This window comes from Kineococcus lubricus (assembly GCF_050871965.1).
GTDB lineage: Bacteria > Actinomycetota > Actinomycetes > Actinomycetales > Kineococcaceae > Kineococcus.
The window spans coordinates 1-15,127 of the sequence record NZ_JBJLSK010000056.1 but is presented as its reverse complement, the minus strand read 5'-3'; the positions used below and the strand labels follow the sequence as shown (position 1 = coordinate 15,127).

The following is a 15,127-nucleotide window of genomic DNA, read 5'->3' as shown; positions in this document are numbered from 1 at the left end:
CCCCCCCCCCCCGCCCCCCCCCCCCCCCGCCCCCCCCCCGCCGGGACGGGCGGGCGCGGGGGACGACCCCACGACCGGCTGACCCGCCTCAGCCCTGCGCCGGGCCCCCGGAGCCGCCCTCGGTCGGCCCGTCGGACTCGCCGCGCGGTCCGTCCAGCAGTTCGCGCAGCGCCGCGTCCATGTCGTCCGGCGCCCCCTCGACCTCGCCGGTGCCGCCGAGCCGGCGGTCCACGAAGGCCGCGACGTCGTCGAGGTCCTCGGCCACCGGCAGCAGGTCCGGGTGGTCCCAGACGGCGTCGCGGGCCGCGCGGCCCCCGCGGGCCAGCAGCTGCTCCCACAGGGCGCTGGCCTCGCGGGCCCGGCGCGGGCGCAGCTCCAGCCCCACGAGCACGGCGAAGGCGTGCTCGGCCGGACCGCCGGTGGCGCGGCGACGGCGCATCGTCTCGCGCAGCGCGTTCGCGTGCGGCAGGACGGACCCGGCCGCCTCGTCCGTCACGTGGTCGACCCAGCCCTCCACGAGCGCGAGCGCCGTCTCCAGCCGCGCGAGGGCGGCCTTCTGGGCCGGGGTGCTCTCGGGCTCGAAGATGCCCGACTGCATCGCCTCCTGCAGCGACTCCGGGTTGGTGGGGTCGACCTGGCGGGCGGCGTCGGCGATCCGGTCGGCGTCCACCGAGATGCCCCGGGCGAAGGACTCCACCGAGCCGAGCAGGTGCGCGCGCAGCCACGGGACGTGCGCGAAGAGGCGCTGGTGGGCGGCCTCGCGCAGCGCGAGGTAGCGGCGGACCTCGTCGATCGGGACCTCGAGGCCGTCGGCGAACGAGCGCACGTTCTCCGGCAGCAGCGCGGCCCGGCCGGTCGGCGCCAGCGGCAGCCCGACGTCGGTGGTGGACAGCACCTCCCCGGCGAGCTGGCCGATCGCCTGGCCCACCTGCATCCCGAACACGCCCCCGCCGACCTGGCGCAGCATCGCCCCGGCCGAGCCGAGCACGGCGGCCATCTCCGGCGGGGCCTGGGAGGCCATCGCCTCGCCCATCGCGGCGGCGACGTTGGCGGCGACGGGCTCGACGAGCTGACGCCATACGGGCATCGTCTTCTCGACCCACTCCGCCCGGCTCCACGCCTCCAGGGAGGTCGCCGCCTGGGCGAGGTCGGTGACGCCGTCGAGCCACAGGTCGGCCACCCGCAGGGCGTCGTCGACCTCGCGGCGGTCGACCGCGTGCGGGGTCGGGTCGCCCTTCTGCGCCGCGGCCTGGCGGGCCAGGTCGTGGGCGACGTCCCAGTTCACCGGGGCGTCGGAGGGGTTGGAGAGGAACTTCTGCAGCTGGGTCAGGATCTGGCCCATCACCGCCGGGTCGAAACCGGCGTCCCCGAAGCCCGGGATGCCCTGGGGCAGCCCGCCGGGGAACTGGCCCCCGGGGAACTGGCCGCCGAAGAGGGGGCCGAGCAGCTCCTCCAGGGGGTTCTTCGGGCTGTCGCCGGACCCCGCGGGGTCCGGGCGCCGGCCGGGGGTCCCGGACGGCCGGAAGCCGGGCTGGCCCCCGCTGCGGTCGCCGGTGCCGCCGTCCTCGTCCTCCGGGCGTTCGGCTCCGTCGTCGTCTCGCTGGCCCACCGTGTCCTCCGCTTCGTCGACCTGCAGGTCGTCCGGTCCATCATGACGCCCCGCACCCGAGCCGACGAGTGGCGGGTGGTCGCCGTTCCGCCGCCGCGCGGTTCTTCACCGTGGGCGAACGGCGCGGCGGGCGCGAACGTAGGGTGCGGGGGTGTCGAGCGCGCCGTCCGCCGGGTCCGACCCCGACCCCGTCCCGGACCCCGTCCCCGCCTCGCCGTCCCCGCGGGGGGCGCGGGGGACGCTGCTGACCGCCTCGTCGTTCTGCGCGATCGCCCTGGCGGCGGTCTTCGGCATCGTGCACGTCCCCTACGTCGCGCTCAGCCCCGGACCGGTCACCGACGTCATCGCCGACCCCGGCGACGGCCCGGACGCCCGTGGGCTCATCACGATCTCGGGCGCGCAGACGTACCCGACGTCGGGCCGGCTGGACCTGACCACCGTCTCGCTGCGCGGGGGGCCGGGGCTGGAGATGACCCTGGGGGAGCTGCTGGTCGACTGGGTGGACCCGCAGGTCAACGTCGTCCCCCGCGAGCTGTACTTCCCGCCGGAGCAGACGCGCGAGGAGGCCGACGACCGGTCGGCCGCCGAGATGACGAGCTCGCAGACCAACGCGAAGGTCGCGGCGCTGACCGAGCTGGGGATCGACGTGCCCGCCACGACGACCACTCGCGTCGAGGAGGTCTCCGCCGACGTCCCGGCCGCGTCGGTGCTGCGCGCCGGGGACGTCGTCACCAGCGTCGACGGGACCCCGGTGGCGGACTTCGCGGCCCTGCAGGCCGCGGTGCGGGCGCTGCCGGGCGACACCGAGGTCGAGGTGGGCATCACCCGCGGGGGCGAGCCGCGCACGGTGCGCACCCGCACGGTCGCCCGGGACGGCACGACGCTGCTGGGCCTGACCCCGCACGTCGACTACGCGTTCCCGTTCGACATCGACATCGCCATCGACGACGTCGGCGGGCCCAGCGCCGGGACGATGTTCGCCCTCGGCATCGTCGACCAGCTGACCCCCGGCGCCCTCACCGGCGGGCAGCACGTCGCCGGGACGGGGGCGATCGCCGCCGACGGCACCGTCCAGCAGATCGGCGGCCTGCGGCAGAAGGTGCTCGGGGCGCGCGCCGACGGCGCCGCCTGGTTCCTCGCCCCGCGGCAGGAGTGCGGCCAGGTGGCGGGGGCGACCCCCGAGGGGATCACCGTCGTCCCGGTCACCACGCTGCACGAGGCCGTGGAGGCCGTCGGGGCCATCGGCCGCGGCGAGGGGGCCTCCCTGGCGACGTGCGAGGCGGCCGCGGGCTGAGGGCCGCCGGGGGCGCGCTCAGTCCTGCAGGGTGGCCTGCAGGGCGCTGACCAGGCCCGGGACGAGGTCGGCGCCGGTCGCCACCTCCCCGTCGGAGTCCTTCGAGCGGGACCGGACGGCGCACTCGTGGCTGCCGTCGCGCAGCACCCCGACCGCGATGCGGACGTCCTCGGCCAGCGGGTGCGCGGCCAGCGCGCGGGCCCGGGCCCCCTCGTCGTCGGCGCTGGTCGCGGCGCGGACCTCGGCCTCGGCGTCCGGCGGGACGAGGATGCGCTCCACCACGAGGGCGGCGCCGTCGACGCCGTCGGGCCAGGCCAGCTGGCCGAGCAGCTCGTCGAGGTCGGTCACCGCCGGGACGCCGTCCTGCTCGACGGAGGTGAGGTGGCCGGCGTCGGCGCGCGCCTCCTCGACGACGTTCGCGGGCAGCCGGTGGGCCAGGTCGGGGTCGCGGGCCAGCGCGTCGGCGGTGCGCACGAGCGCGAACAGGCGCAGCGGCGCGCCCCACCCGTCGGTGGCCACGTACCGCTCGATCTCGGCGACGGTCCGCCACAACCCGGAGGACCCGGAGGCGGTGGAGGCCGGGGAAGTGCCTGCGTCAGAACTCACGGGCCGATGGTGGCACGACCGCCGGACGGACCGCGCCGGCCGCGGCCGGGGACGCCGGGCGGGCACCGGGCCCGCACCGGGCGTCCACGGCCCGCTCACGCGCTCCCCACCGCCCGGACCCGGCGGTTCCCCGCCGGTGGGCGGGCGGTGACAACGAAGTGGTCACGATGCGCCGGACGCGCACGTCCGGGGGCACGTCCGGGGAGGCTTGTAAGTTGCCTGATCGTGAGCTTCCCCCCACGCCGTCCGTCCCGGCCGGTGCTCCGGCGCCGTCGCCGGGGCGCAGCCCTGCCCACCGTCGTGGTCCTCGTGGCCGTCGTCATCGCCGTGATCGTCGGGTCGAGGATCGCGTCCGACGTGTGGTGGTTCGACGAGCTCGGCTTCCTGTCCACGTTCACGCGCAAGCTGTGGCTGCAGCTCGCGCTGTTCGTCGTCGGCGGCCTGCTGCTGGCCGCCGCGGTCGCGGTGTCGCTGACCGTCGGGTACCGCAGCCGGCCGGTCTACGCGCCGCTGTCGACCGAGCAGGCCGGTCTGGACCGCTACCGCGAGTCCCTCGAACCGCTGCGCCGCGTCGTCGTCGTCGTGCTGTCGATCGCGGCGGGCCTGTTCGGCGGGTCGGTGGCGATGAGCCGCTGGGAGACGCTGCTGCTGTGGCTGAACCGGACCGGCTTCGGCACCGACGACCGGCAGTTCGGCATCGACCAGGGCTTCTACGTCTTCACGCTGCCGTGGCTGACGTTCCTGATCAGCTTCCTCACCGCGGCCGTCGTGCTGGCCGGCCTCGGCGGCCTCGCCGCGCACTACCTGTACGGCGGGCTGCGGCTGTCCGGCGGCGGGCAGCGCACCACGCGGGCCGCGCGCATCCACCTGGCGACCCTCGCCGCGCTGTTCCTGCTGCTGCGGGCCGCGGGGTACTGGCTGGACCGCTACGAGCTCATGGTGTCCAGCTCCGGGCACGTGCGCGGGGTCGTCGGCCCCACGTACACCGACGTGCACGCCGTCCTGCCCGCCAAGGCGATCCTGGCGATCATCGCCGTCGTCGTGGCGCTGCTGTTCGTCGCGGCGGCGTTCGGCACCTCGTGGCGGCTGCCGGCGATCGGCACCGGGCTGCTCGTGGTGAGCGCGGTGGCCATCGGCGGGATCTACCCGTGGGCCGTGCAGCGCTTCCAGGTGACCCCGAACCGGCAGAGCCTGGAGTCGCAGTACGTCGAGAAGAACATCGAGGCCACGCGGTCGGCGTACGACCTGGCCGACGTCGAGGTCACCACCTACGAGGCCGACACGACGGCCACCACCGGCCAGCTCAGCGCGGACGCGGACACCATCCCCAGCGTCCGCCTGCTCGACCCCTCCATCGTCTCCCAGGCCTTCCAGCAGACCCAGGGCCAGCGCGGGTACTACAAGTTCCCCGACGTCCTGGACGTGGACCGGTACGCCTCCCCGGACGGCAACACCCGCGACGCCGTCGTCGCCGCGCGCGAGCTGAACCTGTCGGGGCTGTCGGACAACCAGCGCACCTGGGTGAACGAGCACACCATCTACACCCACGGGTACGGCGTCGTCGTGGCCCGCGGGAACGACCGCGCCCCCGACGGCAGCCCCAGCTACCTGGAGTCGAACGTCCCCACGACGGGGGAGATCGACATCGAGCAGCCGCGGATCTACTTCGGCGAGGGCACCGAGACGTACTCGATCGTCGGCGGCCAGGACAACGAGATCGACTACCCCGACGGCTCGCCGGGCGGCTTCGCCACGACGCAGTACGACGGCTCCGGCGGCGTCGCGGTCGGCGGCCTGCTGGAGAAGCTGGTCTACGCGCTGAAGTTCGGCGACCAGAACATCCTGCTGTCGAGCTCGGTCAAGGAGAACTCCAAGATCCTCTACGACCGCACCCCGCGCGAGCGCGTCGAGAAGGTCGCGCCGTGGCTGACGATGGACGGCGACGCCTACCCCTCGGTCGTCGGCGGCCGCGTCGTGTGGATCCTCGACGGCTACACGACCTCGGCGTCCTTCCCGTACGCGGCGCAGACCGAGCTCGGCGAGGCGACCACGGACACGCTGACCCAGACCCAGGGCAGCAGCGTGCAGGCCCTGCAGGACCGCACGGTCAATTACGTCCGGAACTCGGTGAAGGCCACCGTCGACGCGTACACGGGCAAGGTCACGCTCTACGAGTGGGACGAGACCGACCCCGTCCTGCAGGCGTGGATGAAGGCGTTCCCCGGCGCGGTGCAGCCGTTGTCGGAGATCGACGGCACCCTCATGGCGCACCTGCGCTACCCGCAGGACATGTTCAAGGTGCAGCGCGAGGTGCTGTCCAGCTACCACGTCACCGACGCCGCCTCGTTCCTCACCGGTCAGGACTTCTGGGACGTCCCGGACGACCCCACGATCGAGAGCCAGAACGGCGCCAAGGCCGCGCAGCCGCCGTACTACCTGACCCTGCGGATGCCGGACCAGGAGGCGGCGCGCTACAGCCTCACCACGACCTACGTGCCCGCCTCGACGCAGAACAACTCCGGCACCCAGGTGCTGCGGGGCTTCGCCGCGGTCGACTCCGACGCCGGGACGCAGAAGGGCGAGAAGAGCGAGGGGTACGGCACGATCCGCCTGCTGGAACTGCCGCAGTCCTCGACCGTCAACGGCCCCGTGCAGATCCAGAACAACATCCGCTCCGACACCGAGGTCGCCGAGCAGGTCCGCCTGCTCAGCCTCGGCGGCAGCTCGGAGGTCAAGTACGGCAACCTGCTGTCGCTGCCCGTCGGCGGCGGGATGCTGTACGTCGAGCCGATCTACGCCCAGTCCACCGGCAACAACTCCTTCCCGCGGCTGAGCCGGGTCGTGGCGGTCTTCGGGGACAACATCGCCATCGCGAACACCCTCGACGAGGCGCTGGACCAGGTCTTCGGCGGCAACTCCGGGGCCGGGGCCGGTGACGCGGGCAGCCCGCCGGTCGGCGCGGACGGGAACCCGACGCAGAGCCCGGCGCCGACCCCGACGGGCACCGCCCCCGCGGACGGCGGGACCACCGGGGACGCGCAGACGCAGCTGCAGCAGGCGCTCGCGAACGCCAAGCAGGCGATCACCGACTCCTCCGCGGCGCTCGCGCGAGGCGACTTCGCCGCCTACGGCGAGGCGCAGCAGCGGCTGAGCGCGGCGGTCGACGCGGCGACCGCGGCCGAGGCGCGGCTGGAGCAGGCGCAGGCACCGACCCCCACGGCGGACCCGTCGGCCACCGGGGCGCCGCCGACCCCGTGAGGTGACGACTGCCCCGGCCGGGTGAGGTGACGGCCGCCGTTCCGGTGAGAGCACCGCGGACGGCGGCCGTCGCCGTGTCCGGGGCTCCTACCGTCGTCGCCGACGCGGAGGGGGCCGCCTCGTGGTCCGGCCGGACGACGACGTCCCGGCGGAGCCGGAGGGAGCGCGGCGGACGAGGGCTGGATCACCGGCTGGGTCGAGGCCGACGGGGTGCGGGTCCCGCTCCCGCGCGGCTGGGAACCGGTCGGGCCGGGGCCGGGGCGCCCCTCGCGGGGGCGCGGGTCACCTCCGACGCCGCCGGCACCCCCGTCGCCCCCACGATCGTGGTGACCTTCGTCGACGCGCACCCGGACGCGTCGGCCGCGGCGTTCGGGGGGCAGGCCCTGGCCGCCGCCGTCGAGGTGTGCGGCGCGGCGACTGGTGACGGCCGGGTCCTGGGCTACGAGGTGTGGGCCCACCCGCGGGGCCGGTGACGGTCGACGCCGGGCGCCGGCTGTCCTTCGCGCACCGCCGCGGGGCGGCCACCCTGGCCGTCACGCAGGTCGTGCGGGTGGTCGACCGCCCCGCGGGCCGCGGCATCCTCACCGTCGCCGCCACGGTGCCCGCGCTGCACCGCCTCGTGCACGCGGTGGACGTGGACCGGGTGGCCGCGGCCGTCGGGGTCCGCCCCGACCGGCCCGCGGGGCCGCCGGTCCCCACGCCGCCGACCCCGCCGGCGGTGGCGGTCGCCGCGGGGGAGGACCTGGAGGACGTGCGGGCGCTGCTGCCGCGGCAGCCGTTCACCCCGCCGGGCCGCAGGTCGCCCCACCGCCGAGGGGGCCGCCGTCCGGGAGCCGCTGCGGACCCGTGCGGCGCACCTGCGGCTGGAGTCCGCGCGCGGGCCGGTGCCGCTGAGCCTGGACGTGTCCCACCGGGGCGGCCGGGTGCTGGTCGTGGCGACGGCCGGGCCGGCCGACGTGGCCGCCCCGGCCGGGGCGGGTCAGGCCCCCGGGGTGCTCCAGGACGCGACGCGGGTCCGGCTGGCCCGGGTGGACGCCTCCCACCTGCCCGTGGTGCTGGCCGCGTGGTGCGGCCTGGAGCCGCGGTGGACCTGCGTCGCCACGGCCGCGCCGAGCGAGGCGGACCTGCTGCGCCCCGTCGACGACTCCGGTGCGCCGTGCCCCGCGGACGCGGACGACGGGCTGCGCCGGGCCTGGGACGGGGACTGGTACCTGTGGACGGTGCACCTGCCCGGGCAGGCGGTCGGCCGGGTCGTGGTGCGCGCCGGCGACGGTGGCTCGTGGCTGCTGACGGGGGCCTCGGGGCTGGGGGAGCCGGGGCGCGCCAGTGGGTCCCCGCCGCCCTCGCCCAGGACCTCGAGCGGTTCGCCCTGGCGCTGGTGGCCGCCTGAGGCCCCGGGGATTTGGCCCGGCGTCCACCGTGCCGTAACGTTGCGGGCACGACGCGGGGTGGAGCAGCTCGGTAGCTCGCTGGGCTCATAACCCAGAGGTCGCAGGTTCAAATCCTGTCCCCGCTACTGACGGCGAAGGCCCCGGGACCCCACGGTCCCGGGGCCTTCGCCGTACCCGGGGTCCAGGGCGTCGTCGCTCCGCACGGCGGTCGGGGGCGGTCGACCACCGGCAGGGCGACGGTCGACACCCCTTGCGGCGCAACCGATTGGTGATCCAGGGCGGCATCGCGTAAGGTCGGGTCCACCGACGCGGGGTGGAGCAGCTCGGTAGCTCGCTGGGCTCATAACCCAGAGGTCGCAGGTTCAAATCCTGTCCCCGCTACGCAGAAGTGAAGGCCCGGACCAGACGGTCCGGGCCTTCGTCGTTCTCCCTGCGCCGCAACCGATTTGCTTCTGCGTCGACGGCGACGTAACGTGGTGTTCACCGACGCGGGGTGGAGCAGCTCGGTAGCTCGCTGGGCTCATAACCCAGAGGTCGCAGGTTCAAATCCTGTCCCCGCTACGCAGAGGTGAAGGCCCGGACCAGACGGTCCGGGCCTTCGTCGTCCCGGTGCGCCGGCGGCCCAGGGGGTACCCGGGTGGTACGCGGGGTGAGTCCCGGCGGGGGACGACCCGGGCGCGCCGATGGGGTGGACTGTCCCCGCGGCCCACCCGGGGCCGCACGGACCCCAGGGGGAGCGGTGGACCTGCTGACGGGCGGCCCGTACGGCGTGCTGGCGCCGGCGATGGCCCTGGAGGGCCCGGTCGCCACCTTCGTGGGCGGCACCCTCGTGGGCGCCGGGCACGCCGGGCTCCTCGTCGTGTGGGCGCTCGCCTTCGCGATCGACCTGGTGCTCGACAGCGGCCTGTTCGCCCTGGGCCGCCTGGCCCGCCGCGCCGGCCGCTTCCCGCGCGCCGCGGCGCTGGCCGGCCGGCTCGGGTTCACCCCCGACCGGCAGGAGCTCCTCGCGGGGAAGGCGGCCGGTCACCTGCCGGCCGTCGTCGCCGGGGCCAAGCTCGTCGACGTCGGCGCCGTGCCCGCCTTCGTCGCCGCCGGCTGGTCCGGGGTCGCGTACCGCTCCTTCCTCGGGTGGGTCGCGCTGTTCACCGCGGTGCGCGTCAGCGTCCTGGTGGGCCTGGGCGTCCTGACCGGCGAGCACCTGGCCACCCGGGTGCAGAGCGTCCTGGAGCACCCGTGGATCGCCGTCCTGGGCGGTCTGGCGGCCGGCGCCGCCCTGCTCGGGGTCAAGACGGTCGTCGGCGCCGCGCTGCGGACCGTGCGCCAGGGAGGTGGGTTGCTTGCCGCGTCGCTGGCACCGGTCGCGCCCTGACCGGGAACACCCCCGGCGCCCCTCGGCGGTGCGCGCCGCGCTGGCCCCCCTCGCCGGCGCCCGCACCCTCGTCGTCGGGCTGGCCGTGGTCCTGTACTCCGTCGGCGCGCCCGTCTCGGCCGCCGTGCACGACGTCCCCGTCGACCTGGCCCTGTCCGCGGTGCTCCTGCAGTGCGGTGGGCTGGTGGTCGCGCTGTGGCGGGCCCAGGTCGGGACCGTCGCGGCCCTGACCGGCGTCGTGATGGTGGCGGTCAGCGCCGACCGGCACGCGGGCCCGTGGCCGTGGACGGTGCCCTCGCTGCTGACCTTCGGGGCGCTGCTGGCGGTCCTGGGGGTCCGCCGGGAGGGGCGCCTGGCCCTCACCGCGTGGATCGCCAGCCTCGTCGTCACCGGGGTGATCGCCCTCGTCGTGGCCGGTGGGGGCGACGGCCCCGGGACGAACCTCGTCGTCTACGCGTCGAACTCCGCGCTGCTGCTGGGCGGCGGGGTCGCCGTCGGGGCCCGGCGCCGGGTCCGGGAGGAACTGGCCCGGTCCCGGCGCGACACCGAGGCCGAGCAGGCCCGGCGCGTCATCGTCGAGGAACGCAACCGGATCGCCCGGGAACTGCACGACGTGGTGGCGCACAGCATGTCCGTCATCGGGGTGCAGGCGACCACGGCGCAGTACCGCATCCCCGGGCTGTCGGCGGAGGCGCGCGCGGAGTTCGACGACATCGCGGCGCAGTCGCGCACGGCGCTGGCCGAGATGCGCACCCTGCTGGGGGTGCTGCGCAGCTCCGGCGACGGCGCCGAGCTCGCCCCGCAGGCCGGGCTCGACGGCCTCGACGCCCTCGCCGAGGGCGCGCGCCGGGCCGGGTGCGCGGTGACCCTGCACCTGGACCCGCCGCTGCGGCTGACCCGGCTCCCGGCGTCGGTGGGGCTGGTCGTGCACCGCATCGTCCAGGAGGGGCTCGCGAACGTCGTCCGGCACGCCACCGGCGCCGCGGTCGGGGTCAGCGTCCTGCGCGCCGACCCCGGCATCGTCGTGGAGGTGCGCAACGACGCCCCGCCGCCGGGGTTCGTCTCGACGGCCGACCCCGGCGGGCACGGCCTGGTCGGGGTCCGCGAACGCGCCGCGCTGCTGGGCGGGACGGTCGAGTCCGGGCCGCTGCCCGGGGGCGGGTTCGTCCTGCGCGCCGCGCTGCCGTGGGAAGCTGGGGCGTGACCAGTGGACCGGACCCCGCGGTCGTGCGCGCCGTCGTCGTCGACGACCAGGCCATGATCCGGGCCGGGTTCTCGGCCCTGCTGTCGGCCCAGCCGGGCATCGAGGTCGTCGGGCAGGCCGCCGACGGCGCCGAGGCCGTCCGGGTCGTCACCGGGCTGCCGCCCGAACGGGCCGCCGACGTCGTGCTCATGGACGTGCGCATGCCCGTCGTGGACGGGCTGGAGGCGACCCGGCGGATCCTGGCGGCCGGCCTGGACCCCGCGCCGCGGGTGCTGGTGCTCACGACCTTCGACATCGACGACTACGTGTTCACCGCGCTGCAGGCCGGGGCGAGCGGGTTCCTGCTCAAGGACGCCACCCCCGAGACCCTCGTCGAGGCCGTCCGCGCCGTGGCGGCGGGGGACTCCCTGCTGTCGCCGGTCATCACCCGCCGCCTCATCGAGCACTTCGTCTCCACCCGCCAGCGCTCGATCGCCGTCCCGGCCGCCGTCGCGGACCTGACCCCGCGCGAGCGCGAGGTCCTGGTCTGCATCGCCCGCGGGCTGTCGAACTCCGAGATCGCCGCGGAGCTGTTCATCGCCGAGCAGACGACCAAGACGCACGTCAGCCGCATCCTCACCAAGCTCGGGCTGCGCGACCGCGTCCAGGCCGTCGTGCTGGGCTACGAGATCGGGCTGGTCAGCCCCGGCCGCTGACCCCGCCGTCCAGGAGGGGCTCGACCAGCGAGCGCAGCACCGCCGGGCCGTCGAGCGTCAGCACCGACTCGGGGTGGAACTGGATGCCGGCGAAACCCCGCCCGCGCAGCGCGACGACCTCGTCGGCCGGTCCCGTCGCCACCTGCACGCCCTCGCCGGCGAGCCGGGCGACCGCGGCGTCGTCGACGCGGGCCGTGAACGAGTTGTAGAACCCGACGGTCGCGGCCGCGCCGAACAGGTCCACCTGCAACTGGGTGCCCTGGTGCGGGGCGTCCTTGCGGCGCAACGGCAGGCCCAGCGTCCCCGACAGCAGCTGGTGGCCCAGGCACACGCCCAGCAGCGGGTTGCCGCCCGCGCGGGCGCTCTCGGACAGCCGCGCCGCGAGCTCCTGCAGGCGGGCGATGCGGGGGTCGGAGGCGTCCTCGGGGTCGCCGGGGCCCGGGCCCAGCAGGACCAGGCCGGTGTGCGCGGCGAGCTCGGCGTCCAGCGCCGGGTCGTCGTAGCGCAGGACCCGCGCGCGCAACCCGGCCGCGGCCAGCAGGTGCACCAGCATCGCCGTGAACGTGTCCTCGGCGTCGACCACCAGCGCCTCGCCCAGCGGGGACCGGGTGGGCTGCTGCTGCGGTTCGAGCCAGAACGGCGCGAGCCGGTCGCGGCGGGAGGCCAGCAGGGTCGCGACGCGCGCGTCGGAGGCCAGCGGCACCCGCCGCACCGGGGCGCCGTCGGAACCGGTGCGCGGCGGCAGCGGCGGCAGGGCGCCGAGCGCGCGCAGGACGCCGGCGGACTTCGCGTGCGTCTCGGCGACCTCCCCCTCGGGGGTGGAACCGCGCACCAGCGTCGCGCCGACCGAGACCCGCACGGTCGCGCTGCCCCCGGCCGCCCGCACGTCGGCGGTGCGGATGAGGATGGGGGAGTCCAGCGTCTGCCCGCCCTCGCCGTCGTGGCCGAGCAGGGCCAGCGCGCCGGCGTAGTAGCCGCGGCCGGACGGTTCGAAGCGCTTGATGACGCGGCAGGCGCTCTGCACCGGCGAACCCGTCACGGTGGCGGCGAACATGGTCTGCCGCAGCACCTCCCGCGCGTCCAGGGTCGACTGGCCGCGCAGCTCGAACTCGGTGTGGGCCAGGTTCGCCATCTCCCGCAGGTACGGGCCGTGGACGACGCCGCCGAGGTCGCCGACCGAGCACATCATCTTCAGCTCCTCGTCGACCACCATGAACAGCTCCTCGACCTCCTTGGGGTCGGTGAGGAACTCCACGAGGCCGTCGGGGTCCGGCCCGGCCGCCGGGTACCGGTAGGTGCCGGAGATGGGGTTCATGACGACCTCGCCGCGGGCCATCCGCACGTGCACCTCCGGGGAGGCGCCGACCAGCGTGCGCGAGGTCCCGTCCGCGCCGGGGACGTGCACGACGAACGTCCAGTACGCCCCCTGCTCGGCGACCAGCAGCCGCCGGAACAGGCTCAGCGCCGTGGTGGCGTCGAAACCGTCGATGACGCCGTCGACGTCGCGGCGGATGACGAAGTTCGCCCCGCTGCCCTGGGCGATCTCGGTGTCGATGATGCGGCGCACCACGTCGGCGTAGTCGTCGTCGGACAGGTCCGGGGCGACGTCGCGCAGCGGGACCTCGGCGTCGGGCAGGACGCGCAGCGCGTCCTCGACCGCGAGGTCCACGGCGGTCTCGACGCGCAGGACCTGCAGCGGGGTGCCGTCGTCGTGGACGTCGAAACCCCGTTCGCGCAGCTGCCGGAACGGGACCAGGGCCAGGGCGTCGCGCCCCCCGTTCGTCCTCCGGTCGCGCAGCGGGACGTCGGCGAGGTGCTCGACGGTCTCCACGGGACCGCGCAGCACCTCCACGGGGCCGGGCCGGCCGGTGGCGGGGTCGAGGCGGCGCAGCAGGGCGAAGGGACCGGCGCCGGGGGTCAGCAGGTCCGCGACGGTCTGGTCGGGTGTCATCGGGTTCTCCTCGAGGGGCTGGGGGAGCCGTCCGTCGAGGGGGACGTCCTGCGGCCGGCCTCCTCGACGAGGCGGCCACCGGGACGTGGGAGCGTCAGGCGACCGCCGACACCCACCACCACGCACCGCGGCGCGAGGCGCTGGCGGTTCCCGTCGGGAGTGCGGTGGTGGTCACGCAGGACACCTTAGCCCCCGGGCCCGCCGGGCGGGCAAGAGCGGAGATACTGCCTGCGTGACCAGCAACGCTCACCCGACAGAGCAGTCCCGGAGCACTCCGACGATCTTCGTCCTGTACGGCGCGACGGGGGACCTCTCGCGCCGGCTGGTGTCGCCGGCCTTCTTCGAGCTCGCCCGCCTGGGCCGGCTGCCGCAGCAGTGGCGGCTGATCGGTTCCAGCCGTGGGGAGAAGACCCACGAGGAGTTCCGCGAGTTCATCCGCGAAGCGCTGGAGGAGTTCGGCCCCGACCCCTCCGAGGGGCCGTGGGACGACTTCGCCGAGCACCTCCTGTTCGCCTCCGGCGGGTTCACCGAGGACGACCCCGGGCAGCTGCCCGCCGTGATCGACCGGGCGCGCGCGGAGCTGGGGGGCGAGGCCGAGCTGGTGCACTACCTCGCGATCCCGCCGGCGGCCTTCCTGGACGCGACGAAGGCCTTCGCCGCCCACGGGCTGGCCGAGGGTTCGCGCGTCGTCTACGAGAAGCCGTACGGCACCTCCCTGGCGTCCTTCGAGGAGCTCGACGCCGAGGTGCACCGGGTGTTCGAGGAGTCCCAGGTCTTCCGGATCGACCACTTCCTGGCCTTCGAGGCGCAGCAGGACGTCATCCACGCGCGGTTCGCGAACCCGTGGCTGGCCGCCCTGTGGAACCGCGAGTTCGTCGACCAGGTGCAGATCGACATCGCCGAGACCCTCGACGTCGCGCAGCGGGCGAGCTTCTACGACGCCACCGGCGCCTTCCTCGACATGATCGTCACGCACCTGTTCCAGATGGCGGCGACGGTGGCGATGGAACCCCCGGCCGACCTCGGCCCCGGGTCCCTGCAGGCCGCGCGGGACGCTGCGCTGCAGGACTTCCGCGAACTGGACCCGGCGGAGGTGGTGCTCGGGCAGTTCGAGGGGTACACCGCCATCGACGGCGTCCCGGACGACTCCACGACCGACACCCTCGCCGCCTGCCGGGTGTGGGTCGACAACGACCGCTGGCGCGGGGTCCCGTTCCTGCTGCGCTCGGGCAAGAAGATGACGGCCGACGAGCAGCGCGTCACGCTCGTCCTGAAACCCCCGACGGGGCTGCACGCCGACGCCGAACCGGCGACGATCAGCTTCTCCCTGCTGGAGGGCGGGGCGCTGGACGTCGCGACGACCGTGCGCCGTCCCGGTGTGGCCGGCGGGCTGGTGCAGGGGACCGCGACGCTGCCGCTGGACGGTTTCGACGGCCCCGCCCCGGCGCTGCCGTACGTGCACCTCATCGAGCACGTGCTCACCGGCGACCGGTCGCTGTTCACCGGCGTGGAGGGGCTGCGCGCGGCGTGGACCTGCATCGAGCGGTTCTCGCAGGACCGCCCGCAGGTCCTGCCCTACGCACCGGGCACGTGGGGCCCGCAGGCCGCCGACGAGCTCGCCGCCCCGGGGCGCTGGTTCCTGCGCTGAACCCCCGGGCCGGGGGGGGGGGGGGGGGGGGGCCGCGGGCGGGGGGGGGGGCGGGGGGGGGCCGGCGGGTCGCGCCGGGTCGGGGTGGGGGGGTTGGGGGGG

General features: G+C 75.7%; 10 protein-coding genes and 3 tRNA genes. 10 read left to right on the top strand and 3 right to left on the bottom strand.

What is annotated here, in order from left to right; genetic code table 11:
- Positions 1 to 88 precede the first annotated feature (88 nt).
- Complete coding sequence (locus ACRYRX_RS22175) at positions 89 to 1,609, bottom strand: zinc-dependent metalloprotease (RefSeq protein WP_432515342.1); 1,521 nt, start codon at positions 1,607 to 1,609, stop codon at positions 89 to 91.
- Positions 1,610 to 1,760: 151 nt separating this feature from the next.
- Here ACRYRX_RS22175 and ACRYRX_RS22170 point away from each other — a divergent pair, with 151 nt between their 5' ends.
- The gene (locus ACRYRX_RS22170) at positions 1,761 to 2,903 is read left to right on the top strand and encodes a YlbL family protein (protein ID WP_432515341.1); all 1,143 of its coding nucleotides are present in this window, start codon (positions 1,761 to 1,763) and stop codon (positions 2,901 to 2,903) included.
- Between the two features lie 18 nt (positions 2,904 to 2,921).
- On the opposite strand, the gene ACRYRX_RS22165 is transcribed toward ACRYRX_RS22170, so the two are convergent.
- On the bottom strand, positions 2,922 to 3,509 hold the full coding sequence (locus tag ACRYRX_RS22165; protein ID WP_432515340.1) for a PPA1309 family protein: 588 nt from the start codon (positions 3,507 to 3,509) through the stop codon (positions 2,922 to 2,924).
- Between the two features lie 225 nt (positions 3,510 to 3,734).
- Here ACRYRX_RS22165 and ACRYRX_RS22160 point away from each other — a divergent pair, with 225 nt between their 5' ends.
- From ACRYRX_RS22160 to ACRYRX_RS22125, 8 genes are all read left to right on the top strand, one after another.
- Positions 3,735 to 6,767, top strand: coding sequence for a UPF0182 family membrane protein (locus tag ACRYRX_RS22160; RefSeq protein WP_432515339.1), 3,033 nt, complete (start codon positions 3,735 to 3,737; stop codon positions 6,765 to 6,767).
- 326 nt (positions 6,768 to 7,093) lie between these two features.
- A complete protein-coding gene (locus ACRYRX_RS22155; protein WP_432515338.1) occupies positions 7,094 to 7,240 on the top strand; it encodes a hypothetical protein in 147 nt (48 codons plus the stop codon).
- 969 nt (positions 7,241 to 8,209) lie between these two features.
- Positions 8,210 to 8,283, top strand: a tRNA-Met gene (locus tag ACRYRX_RS22150).
- A 182-nt stretch (positions 8,284 to 8,465) separates the two neighbouring features.
- Positions 8,466 to 8,539, top strand: a tRNA-Met gene (locus ACRYRX_RS22145).
- A gap of 106 nt (positions 8,540 to 8,645) precedes the next feature.
- Positions 8,646 to 8,719 (top strand) — tRNA-Met (locus ACRYRX_RS22140).
- A 178-nt stretch (positions 8,720 to 8,897) separates the two neighbouring features.
- Positions 8,898 to 9,527 carry a hypothetical protein gene (locus ACRYRX_RS22135; RefSeq protein WP_432515337.1) on the top strand — a complete coding sequence of 210 codons (630 nt, stop codon included), beginning with the start codon at positions 8,898 to 8,900 and terminating at the stop codon, positions 9,525 to 9,527.
- Complete coding sequence (locus tag ACRYRX_RS22130; protein WP_432515336.1) at positions 9,496 to 10,731, top strand: sensor histidine kinase; 1,236 nt, start codon at positions 9,496 to 9,498, stop codon at positions 10,729 to 10,731. Before ACRYRX_RS22135 ends, ACRYRX_RS22130 begins: the two co-directional genes overlap by 32 nt.
- Positions 10,728 to 11,426: a response regulator gene (locus tag ACRYRX_RS22125; protein ID WP_432515335.1), complete on the top strand. Its 699-nt coding sequence runs from the start codon at positions 10,728 to 10,730 to the stop codon at positions 11,424 to 11,426. The genes ACRYRX_RS22130 and ACRYRX_RS22125 overlap by 4 nt, the downstream gene beginning before the upstream one ends.
- Here ACRYRX_RS22125 and ACRYRX_RS22120 read toward each other — a convergent pair.
- The gene (locus ACRYRX_RS22120; RefSeq protein WP_432515334.1) at positions 11,410 to 13,377 is read right to left on the bottom strand and encodes an anthranilate synthase family protein; all 1,968 of its coding nucleotides are present in this window, start codon (positions 13,375 to 13,377) and stop codon (positions 11,410 to 11,412) included. The two genes, ACRYRX_RS22125 and ACRYRX_RS22120, sit on opposite strands and share 17 nt — an antisense overlap.
- A 232-nt stretch (positions 13,378 to 13,609) precedes the next feature.
- Between ACRYRX_RS22120 and ACRYRX_RS22115 the strand changes: the two genes are divergently transcribed.
- Positions 13,610 to 15,025 carry a glucose-6-phosphate dehydrogenase gene (locus ACRYRX_RS22115; RefSeq protein ID WP_432515332.1) on the top strand — a complete coding sequence of 472 codons (1,416 nt, stop codon included), beginning with the start codon at positions 13,610 to 13,612 and terminating at the stop codon, positions 15,023 to 15,025.
- The last annotated feature ends 102 nt before the right edge of the window (positions 15,026 to 15,127 follow it).